Below are 21537 nucleotides of genomic sequence, written 5' to 3'. Positions count from 1 at the left end.
CGGGCCCGCGTCTTACCAGAGCTGCCACCAAGGCTTCTCGGCGGCGCGGAAACCGTTGCGCACCAGTTCGCTCTGCGGGAAATTGCGCTCCAGCACACGACGCGCGTCATCCCTGAGCATGGCCTGCCCAAGCCGGTCGTAGGCCTGCATCATCACGAATAACGCATCTTCGGCCGCCGGCGTCTGCGGGTAGGTCGTCAACGCCAGCTGGGCCCGGTTGACCGAGGCCAGGTAAGCTCCCTTACGCAGGTAGTGGCGGGCCACATGCACCTCGTACTCGGCCAGCACGTTCACGATGTGGTCCAGGCGCAGGCGGGCGTCGGCGGCGTAGCGCGAATCCGGGAACTGCTCGACGAGCTGCTTGAAGGACTGATGGGCGTCGCGCGTGGCCTGCTGGTCGCGTTCGGCCATGTTCTGCCCACCCAGCGTGCTCAAAAATCCTGTCTCCGCCTGGAAGTTGATCAGCCCCCGAAGGTAAAGCGCGTAGTCGAGCCCCGGGCTGGAAGGGTTGAGGCGGATGAACCGGTCGAGTGTGGCCAGGGCCTGGGCCTTCTCCTGGGTCTTCCAATAGGCATAAGCCAGATCGAGCTGCGCCTGCTGGGCCAGGAGGCTGCCCCCGGCGCGGCTTTCCACACGCTCCAGCGGCTTGATCGCGCTGCCCCAGTTGCCGTTGTCCATGAGTTCACGGGCATCTGCGTACAATTTTTCCGCAGATCCACGCAGCTCCTCGTCCTTCGGGCCTGTGCTGCAGGCGCTCAGCACCGCCAGCGACAGCGCGCCCAGTGCCAGCTTGAGGGGGTGCGAATGCGTCTGTACTTTCATCATCCTGCCCGCAGGGGCCCGTTACTTCAGCCGTGCAGGCCTTGCCGGCGCCGCAGCCAATGACTGACGATTGTAGTCGGCCCCTTTCCGGGGGCCAGGAGCCGGAGGCCGCAGAGGCAGGCGAGGGCGAAGAGGCGTTGCTCGAGTTTGACGCCCGGGTGCCGGCGGCAGATCACGGCGAGCGCCTGGACCGCTATCTTGCTGCCCAGATCAGCAGCTACTCGCGGTCCCACCTCCAGGGATTGATAGAGGCTGGACATGTGCTGCTGGACGGGCTTCCGGTACTGCAGAGCTCCCGCAAGCTGAAATCCGGGCAGCGACTGCAGGCCCGGGTGGTGGCGCCAGAGGCCCAACGCGCATTTCAGGCGGAAGATTTGCCGCTGGACATTGTGTTCGAGGATGAACACCTGCTGGTGGTGAACAAGCCTGCCGGTTTGGTGGTGCATCCTGCGGCCGGACACTGGCAGGGGACCTTGCTTAACGGCCTGCTGGGGCACCATGCGTCAGCGGCCCAGCTTCCACGCGCTGGCATCGTGCACCGTCTGGACAAGGACACCTCAGGGCTGATGGTGGTCGGCAAGACGCTGGCCGCGGTGACTTCGCTGGTGCGTGATCTGGCGGCGCGCCAGGTCAGTCGGCATTACCTGGCCTTGGCCTGGGGCGCTGCGCAGGCCGGCGAGCAGCGGCGATTTGATGGCCCCATCGGGCGGGACCCTGCTTCCCGGATCCGTATGGCGGTGGTGGCGGCTGGAAAGCCTGCCATGACCGATGCCCTATGCCTGGGCGGCGGCCAGGGCATGGCCGCGTGGGTGTGCAAGCTGCATTCCGGGCGTACCCACCAGATTCGCGTCCACCTGTCGCAGGCCGGACATCCCTTGGTGGCCGACACGGTCTACGGCGGCCGGCCGGCTTTGGGGCTGGGACGCCAGGCCCTACATGCGCGTCGTCTGGGCTTTTGTCATCCCGCCACGGGAGCGCCATTGAGCTTTGAGGCGCCCCTGCCGGCAGACATGGCGCAGGCCTGGGCGCTGCTGGCCGTGAAACCCTGGCAAGGTGAACTCCCGAACCTGTCCCCGCCCTGAGCATCCCCGTCCCGGCGTGTGAAAGGTCCCGTCTTTGCGCGCATGAAGGTCAGTGGCGCCATGGGTTCATACTACAATGCGAGGCAATCGCGGAAGTCGCGGTGTCTGAGTGATCAGCGAATGCGACGACTGCCGGCACCGTCGGATGCCGCGTCAGGCTGCACAGCAGGCCCATGAAGACGTTGCACCCTAGGGGCTTCAGTGCCGCCCGGGCGGCCCGTCCAAGCGAAACGTACCGCTGTCGCCGCAGTTCGGGGCGTAGACCCGCGAACCGGACCGATTGGATCCTTACCCAAAGAACCGTGGCCGGCCTCGTGCGCCGGGCCTTCCCAGACCTGAGCGTCGCGCGGCGACGCAAGCAAGTCGCCAGGCTCGCGCAACGCGCAGCGCCACACGCCCTATCCGCCACATTCCATCGCATGGACATCAGCGAGGCCAAGAAGATCCTGGAAGCAGCACTGCTGTGCGCCGGCGAGCCTTTGTCCGTGCGCAGCTTGCGCCAACTCTTCGAGGATGAGCTAGGGGCCGATTCCATCCGGCGGCTGTTGGAGGAATTGGCCCGGGACTGGCAGGGCAGGGGGGTGGAGCTGATCACCGTGGCTTCGGGTTGGCGTTTTCAGAGCCGGGCGGAACTGCGGCCCTACCTGGATCGCCTCCACCCCGAGAAGCCGCCCCGGTATTCCCGCGCCGTGCTGGAGACGCTGGCGATCATCGCTTACCGTCAGCCGGTGACGCGGGGGGACATTGAAGACATCCGCGGTGTGGCCGTCTCCACGCAGATCATGAAGCAGCTCGAAGAGCGTAGCTGGATCGAGGCCATTGGCTATCGCGATGCCCCTGGCCGTCCTGCGCTGTACGCGACCACCCGGCAGTTTCTGGATGATTTGGGCTTGGCCAGTCTGGATGGCTTGCCCGTGCTCAACGCCCAAGGGCAGTTGGTCGAGGCGGTGTCCCAGCTCCCGCTGCTGGCCGAGCAGGATGAACTGTCGCTGGAGACTGCTCCTCTGCCGGTCCTCGTCGAAGCCACGTCGCAAGCCGTCGCGTCCCCCGACCTTCCTCATTGATTTTTCCTGCCGCCCCACAGGGTGGCCCCGTTGCCTCACACATCATGACTACCGAGACTCCTGACTCCCTGCCGCCCCAAGGCGCCGACGACCTGGGTGCCCCTGCCGCGCCCGCCAAAAAGCCGCGTGTGCGGCGCACCAAGGCGGCGGAGCAGGTGGGCGAGGCCCCGGTGGCTTCTGCTGAGGCCGAGGCCCCGGTGGCCCCAGCCGAGGTGGAGGCTCCAGCGCGCAAGCCGCGCGCTCCGCGGGCCCGCAAGCCGGCGGTGGCCAGCCAGTCGCTGGCACAGGAGGCGGCTGCGGCGGCTCAGGCCTTGGCGGAGCCGGTGGTCGAGGTGCCGCCCCAGTTGGAGGTCCAGGCAGACGTCGGGGCCATGGCGGCCACGCCGGTGGAGCCGGCTGCTGCGCCCAAGATCCCTGCCAAGCGCAAGCCCCGGGTCAGCAAGGCGGCGGCCGACGCTGTGGCGGCGCCTGCCGCTGCTGAGCAGACGACGCCGGTGGCCGAGTCTGCCGACGTGCAGGCAGTGGTGTCGGCTCCGGCCGTGCAGGACGTGGTCGCCCTGCAAGAGGAGTCGCCTTCCGAGGAGGTGGGCGAGGTCGGCGACGTGGCATTGCCTGATGTGTCGGGTGTGAGCAGCGAGGTGTTCCTGAGCGTGCTCGAAGGTGAGTACGACGTGCTCGGAGAGGCCACGGAAGCCGATCTGGCTTCGGCCCTTACTGAGGCCTCGACCACCAAGCGCGTGCTGCAGCCTGACCGCGACACGCCCAAGCTGCACAAGGTGCTGGCCCAGTCGGGTGTGGGTTCGCGTCGGGACATGGAGGCCGCCATCCAGGAAGGCCGTGTGGCGGTCAATGGTGAGGCGGCCCATGTGGGTATGCGCGTCTCCTTTGGCGACAAGGTGACGCTGGATGGCAAGGCTGTGCGCATCCGGATCGCGCCCCCGCCCACCCGCGTGTTGGCTTACCACAAGCCTGCTGGCGAAGTGGTGAGTTTCAATGACCCGCAGGGACGGCCGACGGTGTTCCGCAACCTGCCGCGTTTGCCACACGGCAAGTGGCAGTCCGTCGGGCGTCTGGACCTCAATACCGAAGGCTTGCTGCTTTTCACCACGTCCGGGGACCTGGCCAACAAGCTCATGCACCCGCGGTTTGGCGTGGAGCGTGAGTACGCGGTACGTGTGCTGGGTACCCTGGAGGACATGCAGCGCGAGCAGTTGCTCAAGGGCGTGGACATCGAAGGGCAGGCCGCGGCCTTCAAGTCCGTACAGGATGGGGGTGGCGAGGGCGTGAATCGCTGGTACCGCGTCGTGATCACCGAAGGCCGCAACCGCGAGGTGCGCAAGCTCTTCGACGCTGTGGGCCTCACCGTGAGCCGCTTGATCCGCATCCGCTACGGCAACATCGTCCTGCCCAAGGGCCTCAAGCGGGGTGTCTGGGTGGACCTGGGCGATCAGGAAGTGCGACTGCTCAAGCAACTGACTGCGGCCCAGGAAGCCGCTGCAGGCCGTGGCGCGGGTGGCGAGCGTCCACAGGGCACTCCGGCAGGCAAGCCCGGGCGCGGGGGGCAACGTGCCCGCGGCGAAGCCGCCGACAAGCCGGTGCGCGAGGCGCTGGCAGGTGAAGAGGGCCGTGGCAAGCGCAATGAGCGCGGCGACCGTGGTGAGCGCGGTGAGCGTGCCGAACGTGGTCCGCGGCAGGAGTCGTCCCGGGCTGGAGCGGGCAAGCGCGAGCGGGTCGAGGGCCGTCCGGAAGGCCGTGCTGAGCGCAAGCCCCGTGAGGAGCGCCGTGATGACCGTCGCGAGGACCGTATGCAGCGCGAGCCGGGTGATCCGTCCCGCATCCCCAACCCGTTGCTGCAGACCTTCGACCGGCGCGCCGCGCAAAAACCCCGCGGCAGCCGACGCACTGACGAGGACCTGGAGAACGGTCCCATTCCCAACCCGTTGGAGCAGACCTACGACAAGCGCTTTGTCCAGGGGGGGCGGGGTTCTGGCCTGATGGGCAAGGGCGGTCGTGGTGGCAACAGCCAACGCCAGCCCGATCCGATGCAGACTTCTGTGGGCTACATCGGCGCTGATGCCTTCGTGCGCAAGCTGCAAGGCCGCTCTGGCGGCGGCGGTGGTGGTGGTGGCGGCGGCCGCAAGGGCCGTCGTTGAGCCGGGGCCGCCGGCAGGCGGCCCGCTAGAATCCGCGATTCACCAGCCGGGACGGAACTTCCGTCCCGGCTTCATTTCCCAGTACCGATCGGCCTTTGCGCCGTTCACATCAGGAGCCCTCCATGGCCATCGAACGTACCCTGTCCATCATCAAGCCCGACGCCGTTGCCAAGAACGTGATCGGCCAGATCTACGCCCGCTTCGAAGGCGCCGGCCTGAAGGTGGTCGCCGCCCGCATGATGCAGCTGTCGCAAGCCGAAGCCGAAGCCTTCTACGCCGTCCACAAGGCCCGTCCCTTCTTCGGTGACCTGGTCAAGTTCATGATCTCCGGCCCGGTCATGGTTCAAGTGCTGGAAGGCGAAGGCGCCATCGCCAAGAACCGTGAGCTGATGGGCGCCACCGACCCGAAGAAGGCCGACAAGGGCACCATCCGCGCCGACTTCGCTGACAGCATCGACGCCAACGCCGTGCACGGCTCTGACGCCGCCGAGACCGCCGCCGTTGAAGTGGCGTTCTTCTTCCCCGGCATGCAGATCTGCTCGCGCTGATCGCACGTCTGCCCCTGTCCGCCTGAACCGAGCCTGAGCGCCCTCGCACCCATGTCCGGAGCCCGCCACGTGACCAATCTGCTTGATCTGGATCTGGAGGGCATGACGGCCTGGTGCGAGTCGCTTGGCGAGAAGCGATTCCGTGCCACGCAGCTGTTCCGCTGGATCCACCAGCGCGGCTGCGCCGATTTCTCCGCCATGTCGGACCTGGCCAAGCCCTTCAGGGCCAAGCTGGCGGCCACGGCGGAAATCCGGGGGCTGTCGGTCCTCACCGAGCAAACCTCAGCCGATGGCACCGTGAAGTGGCTTTTCGACGTTGGGGCGGGCAATGCTGTGGAGGCGGTGTTCATCCCTGAAGCCGACCGTGGCACGCTGTGCGTGTCCTCGCAGGCCGGGTGTGCGGTCGGATGCCGCTTCTGTTCCACCGGTCACCAGGGGTTCAGCCGCAACCTCTCCACCGGTGAGATCCTGGCCCAGCTCTGGCACGCTGAGCGCGAGTTGACCGCCCGCGGTGTGCGGTCCTCGGGGGATCGTGCCGTGACCAATGTGGTCATGATGGGCATGGGCGAGCCCCTGCAGAACTACTCTGCGCTGGTGCCGGCACTGCGGGTTATGCTGGACGACCACGGCTACGGCCTGTCGCGGCGCCGGGTGACCGTGTCGACCTCGGGTGTGGTGCCCATGATGGAGCGTCTGCAGGAAGATTGTCCTGTGGCGCTGGCGGTGTCGCTGCATGCGCCCCAGGACGGCCTGCGTGACTGGCTGGTTCCGCTCAATCGCAAGTACCCGCTGCAGGAGCTGATGGCGGCCTGCCGGGCCTACCTGAGCCGCGCGCCGCGCGACTTCATCACGTTCGAATATTGCATGCTGGATGGCGTCAACGACAGCCTGCAGCATGCGCAAGCCCTTCTCGATCTGGTGCAGGGCCCGCATGGCGTTCCCTGCAAGATCAACCTCATTCCGTTCAACCCCTTCCCGGCCTCGGGGCTCAAGCGTTCTGCACCTGAGCAGGTTCAGGCCTTCGCCCGCCATCTGCAGGGCGCCGGCTTGGTCTGCACCGTCCGCCGTACCCGGGGGGATGACATCGATGCCGCCTGCGGCCAGCTGGCCGGTGAGGTCATGGACCGCACTCGAGCTGCCGAGAGAATGGCCCATCGATTCACCATTCCGATCAACGTGATCCAGGGGGACGACGATGTCTGAAGGTCGGGGCCGACATGGCCAGTGGCTTGTGGTGGGGCCGCAAGCCGGCTCGCGGAGACAGCCTTGGCGGCGTCAGGATGCCGCCTGGAGCAAGGCATTGATGAGCCTGACCCTGGTGGTGGTGGCAGTAGCCGGGGCGGGCCTGGGCGGCTGCTCCACCGGCCCGACCGGCAGGGATGTGCGCACCGCCTCGGACGAGACCGACCTGGATCGCCGAGCCCGCGTGCGTTTGGAGCTGGCGGCTGCCTATTTCCAACGTGGCCAGCACACCACGGCGCTCGATGAGGTCAAGCAGGCCCTGGTGGCCAAGCCCACTTACCTTGACGCCCTGAACTTGCGTGCCTTGATCTATGGCGCCATGAAGGAGCCGGTGCTGGCCGAGGAAAGTTTCCGTCGGGCCTTGTCGGTGGACGCCGACCACGCCGACACCTTGCACAACTATGGCTGGTTCCTGTGCCAGCAGCGCCGTTACGGGGAAGCGGAGCGGCAGTTCCTGCGCGCCAATGCCCAGCCGTCCTATCGCGAGCAGGGCAAGACGTTCCTGGCGTTGGGGGTGTGTCAGGCGCGCGATCGGCGTCTGCCTGAGGCTGAGCAGTCGCTGATGCGGGCCTTTGAATTGGATCCCGGCAGTCCGACCGTGGCGGTAAACCTCTCCGAGGTGCTCTATCGCCGAGGTGAGTTCGAGCGTGCGCGCTTCTATGTGCGTCGCGTCAACGTCAGCGAGGACATGGTCAGCGCCCAGTCGCTGTGGCTGGCCATCCGCATCGAGCGCAAGCTGGACCAGCCAGCGGTGATGCGTGTCCTGGGTCGCCAACTGTCCGAGCGGTTCCAGGGTTCGCCTGAAGTGCAGCTGTACGAAAAAGGGCTGTTTGATGAGTGAGCAAGAGGCCACCCCGGCCGCTGAGGAGACCGTGTCGGCCGTGGGCCGCAGCGCGGGCGCCATGCTTCGCCAGGCTCGCGAGACCGCTGGCCTGGATCTGGAGGCCTTGGCGTTACAGCTGAAGGTGCCCGCAGCCAAGCTGCAGGCATTGGAGCGTGATGACCATGCTGCCTTTGTCAGCCCAACCTTTCTGCGTGCCTTGGCACAGAGTGCCTGTCGCGCGCTGCGCATTGAGACCGCTCCGGTGCTGGCCCTCCTGCCCGTGCAGGGCAGCAACGACCTGACCCGTGTGGGTCCCGGGCTGAACGCATCGTTTGCCGATCCCGATCTCAGTCCGCATGGCGTGGGTGCCGTGGTGGGGCGCCACAGTCGGTTGCTGGCCGGCATGGGCGTGCTGGTGGTGGCCAGCGCGGCGCTGTGGGCGGCGCCGGAGGACTGGGTCCTGGGCTGGCGCGAGGCCGCCAGCCAGATGGCGCCGGCCGAAGCGGCCTCCGCGGCGGAGGCCGCTTCGGCCGCCTTGGAGTCAGCCGTGGGTCAGGCCTCGGCGCCGGCCGCAGTCGCGTCGGTAGCCGTGGCGGTGAGCGGGGCCAGTGCGGTGCTGCCGGCGGCCTCGATGGCGGTGGTGCCGGTCGGGGCGGGCAGTGCCGTGCCGGTGGCCTCTGCGACTGCGACTTCGACTGCGACATCAGGGCCGGCCGCAGGCGTTGCTGCTCCGGTGCCGATCCGTGTCGTTGCGCGTCAAGTCACCTGGGTGGAGTTCACCGGCGCCGACGGTCGCGTCCTGGGCGGGAGGGCCCTGGGTGTGGGTGAGGTGCTTGAAGGCGTGGCCGTGGCCCCGGTGCGTGTGCGCATCGGCAATGTGGCCGGAACCGAGTTGTCCCTCAGGGGGCAGTCTGTGGACTTGGCCGCCTGGTCGCGTGACAACGTGGCCAAATTCGACTGGAAGTGACGGAGGCGCCGCACGTGACGCAGGACAAGTCCTTGTTCTCCTGGGATCAGCCCATTGAGGCGGCACTGCCGCGTCCCCGGCGCAGCCTGCAGGCCCGTGTGGCCTGGGGGCAGCGGGTGGTCACCATTGGCGGTGACGCCCCGGTTCGGGTGCAGTCCATGACCAACACCGACACGGTGGACGTCATCGGCACCGCGATCCAGGTCAAGGAGTTGGCGCAGGCTGGCTCCGAACTGGTACGCATCACCGTCAACACGCCGGAAGCGGCAGAGGCCGTGCCCGCCATCCGCGAGCAGCTGGACCGTATGGGGGTGGACGTGCCGCTGGTGGGCGACTTCCACTACAACGGCCACCGTCTGCTGACGGAGCATCCGGCTTGCGCGCAGGCCTTGTCCAAATACCGCATCAACCCCGGCAACGTGGGCAAGGGCGACAAACGCGACCGCCAGTTCGCCCAGATGATTGAGGCCGCCTGCCGGTGGGACAAGCCGGTGCGCATCGGCGTCAACTGGGGCAGCCTGGACCAGGAACTCTTGGCGTCGATGATGGACGAGAACTCCCGGCGCGCGACGCCCTGGGATGCCAAACAGGTCATGTATCAGGCGCTGGTGCAGTCGGCACTGCAGTCGGCGCATGAGGCGCGCACCATTGGGCTGCCGGCAGAGCAGATCCTCATCAGCTGCAAGGTCAGTGGCGTGCAGGACCTGGTGTCCGTGTACCAAGCGCTGGCGCAGCGCTGCGACCATGCCTTGCACCTGGGCCTGACCGAGGCGGGTATGGGTGTGAAGGGGACCGTCGCGTCGTCCACCGCGCTGGCTTTGTTGCTGCAGCAGGGCATTGGCGACACCATCCGCGTGTCGTTGACCCCGCAGCCGGGTGAAAGCCGTACGCAGGAGGTGGTGGTCGCCCTGGAGATCCTTCAGTCGCTCGGACTTCGCAGCTTCAATCCCAGCGTCACGGCCTGCCCAGGTTGTGGTCGCACCACCAGCACCACATTCCAGGAGTTGGCCAAGCAAATCGACGACTTCCTGCGGGCCCAGATGCCGGTCTGGCGTCAGCGCTACCCTGGGGTGGAATCGCTCAAGGTGGCCATCATGGGCTGCATCGTCAACGGCCCGGGCGAAAGCAAGCATGCCGACATCGGCATCAGCCTGCCGGGCACGGGCGAGGCACCGGCCGCCCCCGTGTTCATCGACGGCCAGAAGGCCTTGACGCTGCGGGGCGAGGGCATCGCCCGCGAGTTCCAGGCGCTGGTCGAGAGCTACATCCAGCGTCGCTTCGGCGGGTCCTGAGGCCACACCGGATCCGCTGCCCCCGCCTACGGCGCGCACCATGGCGGGGTGTCCCACCCGGTGCGCCTTTTTCTTCGATCGGCGGCAGCCATGGGTGTCCCTCGAGACACCGGCGCTGACCGCCTCTCCCCATGGCGGGCCCAACCTCATGGCCTGCGTCCAGGAATCCCATGGCAGACACCTTCAAGGCCGTCAAAGGCATGAACGACATCCTCCCGCCGGAGTCTTCCCGGTGGGAGCATCTGGAAGCGGCGGTGCGTCGTGTGATGCAGCGCTATGCCTACCAAAACATTCGCACCCCCATCGTGGAGCACACGCCCTTGTTCGTGCGTGGGTTGGGTGAGGTGACCGACATCGTCGAGAAGGAGATGTACTCTTTCGAGGACCGTCTCAACGGGGATCCGCTGACTTTGCGCCCGGAAGGTACCGCCGGCGTGGTGCGGGCGGTGGCCGAGTCCAATCTCCTCTATGACGGTCCGCGTCGTCTGTTCTACACCGGGCCGATGTTTCGCCATGAGCGACCGCAGCGGGGCCGCTACCGCCAGTTCCACCAGGTGGGCGTCGAAGCGCTTGGCTTTGCCGGCGCCGATGTCGATGTGGAAGTGATTCTCATGGCCCGCGCGCTCTGGCAGGAGTTGGGGTTGGAGGGCCTCAGTCTGGAGCTCAACACCCTGGGTCAGCCTCAGGAGCGCAAGGCGCACCGCGAGGCCTTGATCGCCTACTTTGAGGCCCATGCCGAAGCGCTCGACGAGGACGCCCGTCGCCGCCTGCACAGCAACCCGCTGCGCATTCTTGACACGAAGAATCCGGCCATGCAGACCCTTGTGGACGCCGCCCCCCGGCTGGTCGACTTCCTTGGCGAGGGTTCCCGCCGGCACCTGGAACAGGTCTGCGCCATGTTGGACGCCGTGGGTCAACCCTACCGTCTGAACCCTCGCCTGGTGCGCGGCATGGACTACTACAACCTCACCGTGTTCGAGTGGGTGACGGACCGGTTGGGGTCTCAGGCCACTGTTTGCGGAGGGGGCCGTTATGACGGCTTGTTTGAACAGATCGGCGGCAAGGCCACCCCGGCGGTGGGTTGGGGCTTGGGCATCGAGCGCATCCTGGCCTTGATGGAGGAGATGGGGGTCCAAGTGGACGCTGGCGCTCCGGACGTCTATGCGGTGGTTCCTGACGCCCAGGCCTGGCCGCAGGTGATGCCGGCATTGGAGGCTCTGCGTGCGGCTGGCCTGAAAGTGCAGATGCACGCAGGGGGCTCGGCTGGGCAGGGCAGCTTCAAGTCCCAGTTCAAAAAAGCTGATGCCAGTGGCGCGCGCTACGCGCTGGTCTTTGGCAGTGATGAGCTGGCGCGCGCAGAGGTGGCGCTCAAGCCATTGCGTGATGGGGCCGGTGAGCAGCGGCTCCTGCCCCTGGCCGGTCTGGCCGCCTGGGCGTCCGAGCTGAGCGCCGCATAATCGACCGCTTTGTCCGGGGCCCTGTGCCCCGCGTGTTCAATGTTTCAGCCCCTGGCGGGCAGCCCTCATGGCCCAACAACTTGATCTTGAAGAGCAGGAACAGATCGACCAGCTCAAGGCGTTCTGGAAGCAATATGGCAACTTGATCACCGCCGTGGCCACGCTTGTGCTGCTGGCCTTTGCCGGGTGGAACGGCTGGAACTGGTGGCAGCGTGAACAGGCCGCCAAGGCGGCTGTGGTGTTCGAGCAGGTGGACCAGGCGCTGCAAGGTGGCAGCCTGGACAAGGCCCAGACCCTGTTTGGAGAAATGAAGGACCGTTTCGGGCGTGCCACCTTGACGGGTCATGCCGGCCTGCTGCTGGCCCGCAGCCAGGCCGAGAAGGGCCAAATTGAATCCGCCGCGGGTGTGCTGGACTGGGTGGCGGGCCATGCCGCGGACAAGGGGCACCGCGCATTGGCCCAGCTGCGACTGGCGGGGTTGGCCATGGACCGGGCCGACTGGGTACAGGCCGGCAAGTATCTGGATGCGGTGGATGACCCCGCCTTCAAGGCCCTGGTGAATGACCGGCGTGGCGACCTGGCCATGGGGCAGGGACAGCGCGAAGCCGCCGTGAGCGCCTGGCAAAAGGCCCATGCCGACCTGGCTGAAACGCTGGAATACCGTCGAGTCGTCGAGGCCAAGCTGGCGGCGGCCGGTGCGGCACCCGCCGCCGCCTCGGCCCCGGCGGACGGCAAGGAGCAGAAGTGATGTGGCAGCCTCCCAGCGCTTGGCGGGGATTCGCGGCTGGCTTGTTGGTGCTGCTGCTGGGGGCATGCGCATCGTCCGATCGACCCAAGCCTGCTGAACTGCAGCCTCTGGTGGCCAAGGTTTCGGCGAAGACTGCGTGGCAGCAACGCGTCGGTGGCCTGCTTCGCGGCGGCGTTGCCCTCAAGGCGGACCAGTTGCTGGTGGCCAGCGATGAGGGTGAGGTCCAGGCACTGGACTTGAATGGCACCCAACAGTGGCGTGTAGCGCTGGCGCGACCATTGGCGACGGGGCCGGGCTATGACGGCCAGCATGTGGCCGTGGTGACCCAGGACCAGGAACTGCAGGTGTTGACCCGAGACGGGGTCAAGTGGCGCGATCGATTGGGTGTCCACGTGGCCACTCCGCCGCTGGTGGCGGGTGAGCGCGTTTTCGTTCAGGCGGTGGACCGCAGTGTCCATGCCTTTGATGTGCGCGATGGCCACCGGCTGTGGACGTTGCGCCGCCCGGCAGATCCGCTCACGCTGTCCCAGTTCGGGGTACTCACTGCGGTGGGCGATACCCTGGTGGTGGGCCATGCCTCGCGCCTGTTGGGGGTCGACCCCCTGAATGGCCAGGTGCGCTGGGAGGTTCTGGTGGCCTCCCCGCGCGGCACCAATGAGGTGGAGCGGCTGGCCGATCTGGTGGGGCCGGTGGCCCGGGACGGACGGGTACTGTGCATGCGGGCCTTCCAGAACGCCGTGGGTTGCGTCGACACCGAGCGTGCAGCCGTCCAGTGGTCGGCCCCCATGGGGGGTGTGGGGGCTGTGGCCGCGGACCGTGAAGTCCTGGCGTCCGTGGACGGCGCCGACCGGATCGTGGTCAGACGTCGGAATCGGGGTGAGCAGGCCTGGTTGCAAGAAGCGCTGCTATACCGCGGGCTCGGGGCGCCGGCTCTGTTGCCCCAGGGGCTTCTGGTGGGCGACACCCAGGGGTGGCTCCACCTCTTCTCCCGCGAGGCGGGAGACGCGCTGATGCGCATGGAGACCGACGGCAGTGCCATCCGGCAGGCGCCGATGTCGCTGCCTGACGGTCGGGTGCTGGTGGTGACGTCCAAGGGCAGCCTGTTGGCCCTGCAGTGGCGATGAATTGAGGGCGGTCGGCCGCGGGCCGACGCTCCTTGGAGAAGAAGACTTGAAACCAGTGATTGCCCTCGTGGGCCGGCCAAACGTAGGCAAATCCACCCTGTTCAACCGGCTGACCAAGAGCCGTGACGCCATCGTGGCCGACTTCGCGGGCTTGACCCGTGACCGGCACTACGGGGACGGCCGCCTGGGTTCGCGCGAGTTCATCGTGATCGACACCGGTGGCTTCGAGCCCGACAGCAGCACCGGCATCGTGCGCGAAATGGCCAAGCAGACCCGCCAGGCTGTCGCGGAAGCAGATGTGGTGGTGTTTGTCACCGATGTGCGCCTGGGCTTGTCGGCCCAAGACATGGAAATTTCCCGCTACCTCCGGCAGGCCAACAAGCGGGTGCTGTTGGTCGTCAACAAAGCCGAGGGCATGCAGGAATCGCCGTTGCTGGCTGAGTTCCATGAGCTGGGCCTGGGTGAGCCCATGCCCGTCTCCGCGGCCCACGGCCAAGGCATCCGCAGTCTGGTGGAGGCGGCGCTGGACATGGTGTCTGAGCCCGAGCCGGAGGCGGGGGACGAAGAGGCCGCTACCCAGGATCGTCCGGTCCGGCTGGCCGTGGCCGGACGTCCCAATGTGGGCAAAAGCACGCTGATCAACGCTTGGCTGGGCGAGGAGCGCCTCATTGCCTTTGACATGCCCGGCACCACGCGCGACGCCATCAAAGTGCCGCTGGAGCGCGATGGCCAGCGTTTCGAGTTGATCGACACCGCGGGGTTGCGGCGCAAGGGCAAGGTGTTTGAGGCCATCGAGAAGTTCTCGGTGGTCAAGACGCTGCAGGCCATTGCTGACGCCAATGTGGTCGTCCTGATGGTGGACGCGACGCAGGGGGTCAGCGAACAGGATGCCCATATCGCCGGTTACGTGCTCGACTCTGGGCGCGCGGTGGTGGTGGCGATCAACAAGTGGGACGCAATTGATGGCTACCAGCGTGAGCTGCTGGAGCGGTCCATCGAGACGCGACTGGCCTTCCTCCGGTTCGCGCCGGTCGTACACATTTCTGCGCTGCGGCGCCAGGGCCTCGGACCGCTGTGGAAGGCTATCGGTGACGCCTACCGGTCTTCCGTGTGCAAGATGCCGACCCCAGTGCTCACCCGACTGGTGCATGAAGCGGCAGCCCACCAAGCGCCCAAGCGGGCGGGCCTGTCCCGGCCCAAGATGCGCTATGCCCACCAGGGCGGCATGAACCCGCCGATCATCGTGATCCACGGCAACGCCCTGGATGGGGTGAGTGATGCGTACCGGCGCTTTCTGGAAGGTCGCTTCCGCGAACATTTCAAACTGGTGGGCACGCCCCTGCGCATCGAGTTCAAGACCTCGCACAACCCCTTCACCGACGGCGCCGACTGAATCGCGGCTGCTGCCCGGTAGATGCTTGACACACTGGTGCGGGGTCTTTGCCTGCCTGTGTTAACGTCCACCGCATCACTCCACCGACTTCCAACACGGAGCATATCGTGAGCAACAAAGGACAACTCCTGCAAGATCCCTTTCTGAACCTGCTGCGCAAGGAGCATGTCCCGGTTTCGATCTATCTGGTCAACGGCATCAAGCTGCAAGGCCACATCGAATCCTTCGACCAGTACGTGGTCCTGCTGCGCAACACCGTCACCCAGATGGTCTACAAGCATGCGATTTCCACCGTCGTGCCGGGCCGCGCGGTGAACTTCCATCCGGCCGACAGCGCCGACAACCACTGAAACCGACCTGCGGCAGACCGTCTCCATCTTGAACGGAAACTCTCCCAAGGACCCTGTGCAAACCAGCGCTGACGCCCACGCGGGCGTTGTGCTGGTGGGGGTGGATCTGGGGCCGGGACATGCCTTTGACGCTTCCCTGGACGAACTCGCGCTGCTGGCCGAGTCCGCCGGGGATGTCGTATTGGCCCGTCTGGCGGCCAAACGCAAGGCACCCGATCCCGCCCTCTTCGTAGGCAGCGGGAAAGCCGAAGAGATCTTGCTTCTTGTGCAGGCGCACAAGGCGCAGGGTGTGATCTTCGACCAGGCCCTGTCGCCGGCTCAGCAGCGCAATCTGGAACGGCTGTTGGGCGTCCCGGTTTCCGACCGGACGGCCCTCATCCTCGAGATCTTTGCCGCGCGCGCCCAGAGCCACGAAGGCAAGCTCCAGGTGGAGCTGGCCCAGTTGCAATACCTCTCCACTCGCCTGGTGCGCCGTTGGACCCACCTTGAGCGTCAGCGCGGTGGTGTAGGCCACCGTGGCGGTCCTGGTGAGGCGCAGATCGAGCTGGATCGGCGCATGATTGGTGACCGCATCAAGGCCATCAAGGAGCGGCTGCACAAGGTGCAGCGGCAGCGCGGGACCCAGCGCAAGGCGCGCGAGCGCAGCGGCACTTTCCGTGTGTCGCTGGTGGGCTACACCAACGCTGGTAAGTCCACGTTGTTCAATGCCCTCGTCAAGGCCCGCACCTACGCCGCCGACCAGCTCTTTGCCACGCTGGACACGACCACCCGGTCGATGTTCCTCGGCGATGTGGGCTGTTCCGTGTCCCTCTCGGACACCGTCGGCTTCATCCGAGATTTGCCCCACAAGCTGGTCGAGGCGTTCCAGGCCACCTTGCAGGAGGCCGCCGATGCCGACCTTCTGCTGCATGTCATGGACGTGTCCAGCCCGAACTGGCGCGAACAGCAGGTCGAAGTCGAACGTGTGCTCGCGGAGATCGGGGCGCAGGACATCGAGCAGGTCCACGTGTGGAACAAGCTCGACCTGTTGGAAGACAGCCGCCGCCCGCATGAACTGGTCGGTCAGGTGCCGGGCGCCCATGACACTCCGGTCACACGGGTGGCGGTGAGTGCTCTGACGGGCGAAGGACTGGATGCGCTTCGGCGCCTTATCGCCTCGCGGGTCGCGGCCCGCGATGGCTTGAAAACCGTCCCTAGCGGCTTCATCTTGCCCGATGGCAGCACGGTGGCCGTGAGTTCCGGGGAACCTAGCCCGGCCGGCTGACTCGGACTCCTGAGACGACTTCACCATGACGACGGAATAAGCCATGGACAAACTCCACACACCGGATCCCTTGCTGGCCGACACGGCCTCGCCGTCGCCTCCGGCGCAGGCCCTGCGCCCGGTTCCCCACGCGCTGCGCCGCCTGTGGCAGCGAGGCTGGTCGGTGCTTCACAACGGGCGCAACGATGGCCCGCCCGACTTAGACGAGCTTTGGCGCGATTTCAACCGCAAGCTCAATGGCCTGTTTGGCCGTCAGGGCGCTGGTGGTCCCGGCCGCTCCGATGAGCCGCCGCCCGAGGCTGGTGGTGGCTTGCCGCCGGATTTCAAGGGAGCGCGCTTTGGCCTGGGCATGATCGGCGGCTTGGTTGTGCTCATCTGGGCTGGCAGCGGCGTCTTCATCGTGCAGGAAGGCCAACAAGCCGTCATCACCACCTTTGGCAAGTATTCCAGCACCGTGGGTGCCGGCCTGCAGTGGCGCCTGCCCTATCCGGTGCAGCAGCACCGTACGGTGGCGGTCACCCAGTTGCGCACCATTGAGATTGGTCGAAGCAACATCGTCGCCGCCACAGGGTTGCGTGACTCGTCCATGCTGACGCAGGACGAGAACATCGTGGACATCCGCTTTTCTGTGCAATACCGCCTGAAGGACGCCCGGGCCTTCCTGTTCGAGAATCGAGATCCGGACGAGGCGGTGATGCAGGCAGCGGAGTCCGCGGTGCGCGAGATCGTTGGGCGAAGCAAGGTCGACTCGGTGCTGTACGAGCGACGCGACGCCATCGCTGCGGATTTGGTGAAATCCATCCAAAACCAGATGGACCGGCTGAACGCCGGTATCGCGGTGGCCAACGTCAACCTGCAGCATGTCCAAGTGCCGGAGCAGGTGCAGGCGGCCTTCGACGACGCGGTCCGCGCTGGCGCAGACCGTGACCGTTTCAAGAATGAAGGGCAGGCCTACGCGAGTGACGTGATCCCCAAGGCCCAAGGTACAGCCGCCCGGTTGCTGGAGGAGGCTGAGGGCTACCGGTCCCGTGTGGTCGCCCAGGCCGAGGGCGATGCCCAGCGCTTCAGTAGTGTGTTGGCGGAGTACCAGAAGGCGCCGGGGGTGACCCGCGACCGCCTGTACCTGGACACCATGCAGCAGGTGTATGCCAACGTCACCAAGGTGATGGTGGACAGCCGCTCCGGTTCCAATCTTCTGTATTTGCCGCTGGACAAGCTGATGCAGGCCGGGGCTCCGGCCACGCCGGCGCCTGCGGTGTCCAACAGTCCGGCGACGCCGGCCTCCGGTGAGCCGTCCACGGCGGCCTCCGCGGACGCGCGGGCCCGTGATACCGCCCGCAGCCGCGATCGCGACACCCGCTGAGGAGACTTCTGCAATGAGCAACCGAGTGGCCCTTGGCCTGGGCGCAGGTCTGGTGGCAGTCATCGCCGCTTCCAGCAGCCTGTTCGTGGTGGATCAGACCCAGGTTGGCGTGATCTATGCGCTGGGTGAGATCCGTGAAGTCATCGCAGAGCCGGGGCTGCATGCCAAGCTGCCCCCGCCCTTCCAGAATGTCGTTTTCCTGGATCGCCGCATCCAGACGCTGGACAGTCCGGAATCCCGTCCGATCTTCACCGCCGAGAAGAAGAGCGTGGTGGTGGATTGGCTGGTGAAATGGCGAATCGCAGAGCCGCGTCAGTTCATCCGCAACAACGGCGTGGACCTGCGGAACGTGGACTTGCGCCTGAGTCCTGTGGTGCAGGCGGCCTTCAATGAGGAAATCACCAAGCGCACAGTGGGCGGGATGCTGGCCAGCGAGCGTGATCGGGTGATGACCGATGTGCGCAACCGGTTGTCCGAGGAAGCCAAGGCCTTCGGCATCGAAATCGTGGATGTGCGCGTCAAGCGCGTTGATTTTGTGGCCAATATCACGGATTCCGTCTACCGTCGAATGGAGTCGGAGCGTAAGCAGGTGGCCAACCAGCTGCGCTCCCAAGGTTCCGCCGAAGGAGAGAAGATCCGCGCTGATGCCGACCGCCAGCGTGAGGTCATCATCGCCGAGGCGTACCGCGATGCGCAGAAGATCAAGGGCGAGGGCGACGCCCGTGCCTCGTCGCTCTATGCCGGGGCCTTTGGCAAGGATCCCCAATTCGCCCAGTTCTACCGCAGCCTCGAGGCCTACCGCGCCAGCTTCCGTAACAAGCAGGACGTGATGGTGGTGGATCCGAGCAGCGATTTCTTCCGGGCCATGCGCGGTGGCAGCGCTGCGCCGGGTCCTGCCAAGAAGTGATGTTGGGCATGAAGGCCGTGCCTGCGCATGGCTGACGCCCTCTGGTTGGCGGCCGGTCTGGCCCTGCTGCTGGAGGGCTTGCTGCCTTTTTTGGCGCCTGGGCTGTGGCGTGAGGTCTTTGCCCAGCTGGTCCGCTTGGAAGATCGGCAAATTCGCTTGGTGGGCGCGGTCTGTTTGGGGCTTGGCTTGATCTTGCTCTGGTGGCGTTGAGCCTGCAGAGGGCAGGTGTTGGACCTGCGGATGTGGCGGCGCGGGGTGGTTGGCAGGGGTGGATTCAATCTCCGGCCATGCACGGCAGGTACAATCCTGTTTTTAACCACGTGCTCATTCATGTCCTCTGCTTGGCTGCTGCCGGAGCATCTGGCCGACGTGCTGCCCTCAGAGGCCCGTCGCATCGAGGAGCTGAGGCGTTTGTGGCTGGATCTGGCCCGCGCACACGGCTTCGAATTGGTGATGCCTCCCTTGCTGGAGCATCTGGAGTCCTTGCTGTCCGGTACGGGACGCGAGCTGGACCTCAAGACCTTCAAGTTGGTGGACCAGCTCAGTGGTCGTACCTTGGGGCTTCGGGCTGACACCACCCCCCAGGTGGCGCGCATCGATGCCCACTTGCTCAATCGTCGTGGCGTGACCCGTCTGTGCTACTGCGGACCGGTGCTGCATGCGCTGCCTGCGGGGCTGCATGTTGGGCGAGAGCCGCTTCAGCTGGGGGTCGAGATCTTCGGTCACGCCGGTCTTGAGGCCGAGCTGGAAGTGATGGAACTGGTGCTCGATGGCTTGGCTGCTTCCGGCGTCAAGCGCCTGACGGTGGATCTGGGCGACGCGCGGATTGTGCGGGCCTTGCTGGCCCGCGCGCCCGCCGGGATCGATGCCGCGGAGTTGGTCGCCGCCCTGACCGCCAAGGATCAGGAGTTGCTGGCCCGCCTGTCCGCCGAATGGCCTGAGACGTTGCGCCGGGCGGTGCTGCAGTTGCCGGACCTGTACGGTGGCGAGCAGGTGCTTGAGCGGGCTCGCGGTCTGCTGCCGCAGGATCCCGTGATCACCCAGGCCCTGGATGATCTGGCCTGGCTCTGTGGCCATCTCCGTGCCAGTTGCCCGGACGTGCGGGTCGGCTTTGATCTGGCCGACATGAGTGGCTACGCCTACTACAGTGGTGTGCGCTTTGCGGCCTACGGCGAAGGGGCGGTGAACTCCCTGGCGCGTGGTGGTCGCTATGACGAGGTTGGGGCCGTCTTTGGCCGTCGCCGCCCCGCGGTGGGTGCCAGCCTCGACCTCAAGCTGCTGTCGCCCCGCGTGGGAGACACGCCTCCGCGCGCTGCAATCCGCGCGCCTTGGGGCGAGGATCCGGGCCTGCGTGCGGCGGTGCGCCGCCTGAGGCAGGACGGAGAGACGGTGGTGTGCGTGCTTCCGGGGCACGAGCACGAAACGGACGAGTTTCTCTGCGATCGGGAACTGTTCGAGATCGACGGGCGCTGGGCCCTGCGGGCGCTTTGAATCAGCGCCACGCCTTCCAACTTTTTGAGAACTGATTCGCCATGGAACAAGGCAACAAGGCAAGCGTGTCGGCCCGCGGTCGCAACGTCGTGGTGGTGGGTACCCAGTGGGGTGACGAAGGCAAGGGCAAGCTGGTGGACTGGCTGACCGAGTCCGCCCAAGGGGTCGTGCGCTTCCAAGGGGGTCACAACGCGGGTCACACGTTGGTGATCAATGGCGTCAAGACCGCCTTGCATCTGATTCCGTCGGGCATCATGCGGCCAGGCGTCAAGTGCTACATCGGCAACGGTGTGGTGCTGTCGGCCAGCAAGCTCTTCGAGGAGATCGAGGGCCTGGAGCGTGCGGGCGTGGAAGTCCGCAGCCGCCTGCGGGTGAGCGAAGGCTGCCCATTGATCCTGCCGTTCCACGCGGCCTTGGATGTGGCCCGAGAGGCGGCGCGGGAACAGGGGGGGGCTGAGAAGATCGGCACCACCGGGCGCGGCATCGGTCCGGCTTACGAGGACAAGATCGCCCGCCGTGCCCTGCGCGTCCAGGACCTGCGATTCCCTGAGCGTTTCGCGGCCAAGCTGCGCGAACTGCTGGCCTTGCACAACCATGTGCTCACGACCTACCTGGGCTCTGCCAGCTTCACCTTTGGTGACGCGCTCAAGCCCTACATCGTGGGGGGTGAGGTGCAGTTCGAGCCGGTCTACGCTGAAGCCATGCGCCTGGCGGAGCTGCTCAAGCCGATGATGGCCGACGTGTCGCGGGAGCTGAATGAGGCCCATGCTGCGGGCCAGAACCTGCTCTTTGAGGGCGCGCAGGGCACGTTGTTGGATGTCGACCACGGCACCTATCCTTACGTGACCTCCAGCAATTGCGTGGCGGGCAACGCCGCGGCGGGCTCTGGCGTGGGCCCTGGCATGCTGCATTACGTGCTGGGCATCACCAAGGCCTACTGCACCCGGGTGGGTGGCGGTCCGTTCCCGACCGAGCTGGAGTGGGAGAAGCCGGGTACCCCTGGTTACCACATGAGCACGGTGGGGGCCGAGAAGGGGGTGACGACTGGGCGCTCCCGCCGTTGTGGCTGGTTTGATGCGGCGCTGCTCAAGCGCTCGGCGCAGGTCAATGGCCTGTCGGGCCTGTGCATCACCAAGCTTGATGTGCTGGATGGTCTGACCGAGCTCAAGCTGTGCGTCGGCTACGAGCTCGATGGGGAGCGCATCGACCTGCTGCCCATGGGCGCCGACGAGATCGCCCGATGCGTGCCGATCTACGAGGTGCTGCCGGGTTGGACCGATTCCACCGTCGGGGTGACCGACCGGGCCCTGCTGCCCTTGGCGGCGCGTCAGTACCTGGACCGTATTGAGGCGGTGACCGGTGTGCCGATCCACGTGATCTCCACCAGTCCGGATCGCGACCACACCATCCTGCTGCGCCACCCGTTCGCAGCCTGACCGTGCCGAAC

20 protein-coding genes are annotated in these 21537 nt (G+C 66.4%); 19 read left to right on the top strand and 1 reads right to left on the bottom strand.

The features are described from left to right. Positions 1 to 12 precede the first annotated feature (12 nt). The gene (locus tag G3A44_RS05815; protein WP_163456574.1) at positions 13 to 822 is read right to left on the bottom strand and encodes an outer membrane protein assembly factor BamD; all 810 of its coding nucleotides are present in this window, start codon (positions 820 to 822) and stop codon (positions 13 to 15) included. Positions 823 to 881: 59 nt separating this feature from the next. On the opposite strand from G3A44_RS05815, the gene G3A44_RS05810 reads away from it, so the two are divergent. The 19 genes from G3A44_RS05810 to G3A44_RS05720 all read left to right on the top strand — a co-directional run bounded on the left by G3A44_RS05810 (position 882) and on the right by G3A44_RS05720 (position 21526). Further along, positions 882 to 1904 carry an RluA family pseudouridine synthase gene (locus G3A44_RS05810; protein WP_163456704.1) on the top strand — a complete coding sequence of 341 codons (1023 nt, stop codon included), beginning with the start codon at positions 882 to 884 and terminating at the stop codon, positions 1902 to 1904. Positions 1905 to 2323: 419 nt separating this feature from the next. Beyond that, complete coding sequence (gene scpB / locus G3A44_RS05805; RefSeq protein WP_163456573.1) at positions 2324 to 2968, top strand: SMC-Scp complex subunit ScpB; 645 nt, start codon at positions 2324 to 2326, stop codon at positions 2966 to 2968. A 44-nt stretch (positions 2969 to 3012) separates the two neighbouring features. Beyond that, positions 3013 to 5121, top strand: coding sequence for a 23S rRNA pseudouridine(2605) synthase RluB (gene rluB, locus G3A44_RS05800; RefSeq protein ID WP_163456572.1), 2109 nt, complete (start codon positions 3013 to 3015; stop codon positions 5119 to 5121). Positions 5122 to 5243: 122 nt separating this feature from the next. Continuing rightward, the gene (ndk, locus tag G3A44_RS05795) at positions 5244 to 5669 is read left to right on the top strand and encodes a nucleoside-diphosphate kinase (protein WP_163456571.1); all 426 of its coding nucleotides are present in this window, start codon (positions 5244 to 5246) and stop codon (positions 5667 to 5669) included. A 51-nt stretch (positions 5670 to 5720) separates the two neighbouring features. Next, complete coding sequence (gene rlmN, locus G3A44_RS05790) at positions 5721 to 6872, top strand: dual-specificity RNA methyltransferase RlmN (RefSeq protein WP_163456570.1); 1152 nt, start codon at positions 5721 to 5723, stop codon at positions 6870 to 6872. Between the two features lie 100 nt (positions 6873 to 6972). Continuing rightward, positions 6973 to 7752, top strand: a complete 780-nt coding sequence (pilW, locus tag G3A44_RS05785) for a type IV pilus biogenesis/stability protein PilW (RefSeq protein WP_203561307.1) — start codon at positions 6973 to 6975, stop codon at positions 7750 to 7752. After that, positions 7745 to 8701, top strand: coding sequence for a helix-turn-helix domain-containing protein (locus G3A44_RS05780; protein WP_163456568.1), 957 nt, complete (start codon positions 7745 to 7747; stop codon positions 8699 to 8701). Before pilW ends, G3A44_RS05780 begins: the two co-directional genes overlap by 8 nt. Before the next feature lie 32 nt (positions 8702 to 8733). Further along, entirely contained in the window at positions 8734 to 9993 is a 1260-nt protein-coding gene (ispG, locus tag G3A44_RS05775; protein WP_163456567.1) for a flavodoxin-dependent (E)-4-hydroxy-3-methylbut-2-enyl-diphosphate synthase, read from the top strand. Between the two features lie 170 nt (positions 9994 to 10163). After that, positions 10164 to 11450, top strand: a complete 1287-nt coding sequence (hisS, locus tag G3A44_RS05770; protein ID WP_163456566.1) for a histidine--tRNA ligase — start codon at positions 10164 to 10166, stop codon at positions 11448 to 11450. A gap of 67 nt (positions 11451 to 11517) precedes the next feature. Next, positions 11518 to 12198, top strand: coding sequence for a YfgM family protein (locus G3A44_RS05765; protein ID WP_163456565.1), 681 nt, complete (start codon positions 11518 to 11520; stop codon positions 12196 to 12198). Positions 12199 to 12245: 47 nt separating this feature from the next. Continuing rightward, entirely contained in the window at positions 12246 to 13322 is a 1077-nt protein-coding gene (locus G3A44_RS05760; protein WP_310734334.1) for an outer membrane protein assembly factor BamB, read from the top strand. A 46-nt stretch (positions 13323 to 13368) separates the two neighbouring features. After that, the gene (gene der, locus G3A44_RS05755) at positions 13369 to 14715 is read left to right on the top strand and encodes a ribosome biogenesis GTPase Der (protein WP_163456563.1); all 1347 of its coding nucleotides are present in this window, start codon (positions 13369 to 13371) and stop codon (positions 14713 to 14715) included. A gap of 107 nt (positions 14716 to 14822) precedes the next feature. Next, the gene (gene hfq, locus G3A44_RS05750; RefSeq protein ID WP_163456562.1) at positions 14823 to 15065 is read left to right on the top strand and encodes an RNA chaperone Hfq; all 243 of its coding nucleotides are present in this window, start codon (positions 14823 to 14825) and stop codon (positions 15063 to 15065) included. 28 nt (positions 15066 to 15093) lie between these two features. Next, complete coding sequence (gene hflX / locus G3A44_RS05745) at positions 15094 to 16329, top strand: GTPase HflX (RefSeq protein WP_203561305.1); 1236 nt, start codon at positions 15094 to 15096, stop codon at positions 16327 to 16329. A gap of 43 nt (positions 16330 to 16372) precedes the next feature. Next, positions 16373 to 17692, top strand: a complete 1320-nt coding sequence (hflK, locus tag G3A44_RS05740; protein WP_163456561.1) for an FtsH protease activity modulator HflK — start codon at positions 16373 to 16375, stop codon at positions 17690 to 17692. Between the two features lie 13 nt (positions 17693 to 17705). After that, positions 17706 to 18599 (top strand): protease modulator HflC, encoded by an 894-nt coding sequence (hflC, locus tag G3A44_RS05735; RefSeq protein WP_163456560.1) that lies wholly within the window; start codon positions 17706 to 17708, stop codon positions 18597 to 18599. Positions 18600 to 18626: 27 nt separating this feature from the next. Next, positions 18627 to 18809 carry a DUF2065 family protein gene (locus G3A44_RS05730; RefSeq protein WP_163456559.1) on the top strand — a complete coding sequence of 61 codons (183 nt, stop codon included), beginning with the start codon at positions 18627 to 18629 and terminating at the stop codon, positions 18807 to 18809. Between the two features lie 120 nt (positions 18810 to 18929). Then, entirely contained in the window at positions 18930 to 20090 is a 1161-nt protein-coding gene (locus G3A44_RS05725; protein WP_163456558.1) for an ATP phosphoribosyltransferase regulatory subunit, read from the top strand. Between the two features lie 41 nt (positions 20091 to 20131). Continuing rightward, complete coding sequence (locus tag G3A44_RS05720) at positions 20132 to 21526, top strand: adenylosuccinate synthase (RefSeq protein ID WP_163456557.1); 1395 nt, start codon at positions 20132 to 20134, stop codon at positions 21524 to 21526. Positions 21527 to 21537: the final 11 nt, after the last annotated feature.

Origin of the sequence: Ideonella livida (genome assembly GCF_010499455.1) — a bacterium.
Lineage (GTDB): Bacteria > Pseudomonadota > Gammaproteobacteria > Burkholderiales > Burkholderiaceae_C > Ideonella > Ideonella livida.
The sequence above is the reverse complement of the archived record's forward strand: the minus strand, read 5'-3'. Positions and strand labels throughout refer to the sequence as shown.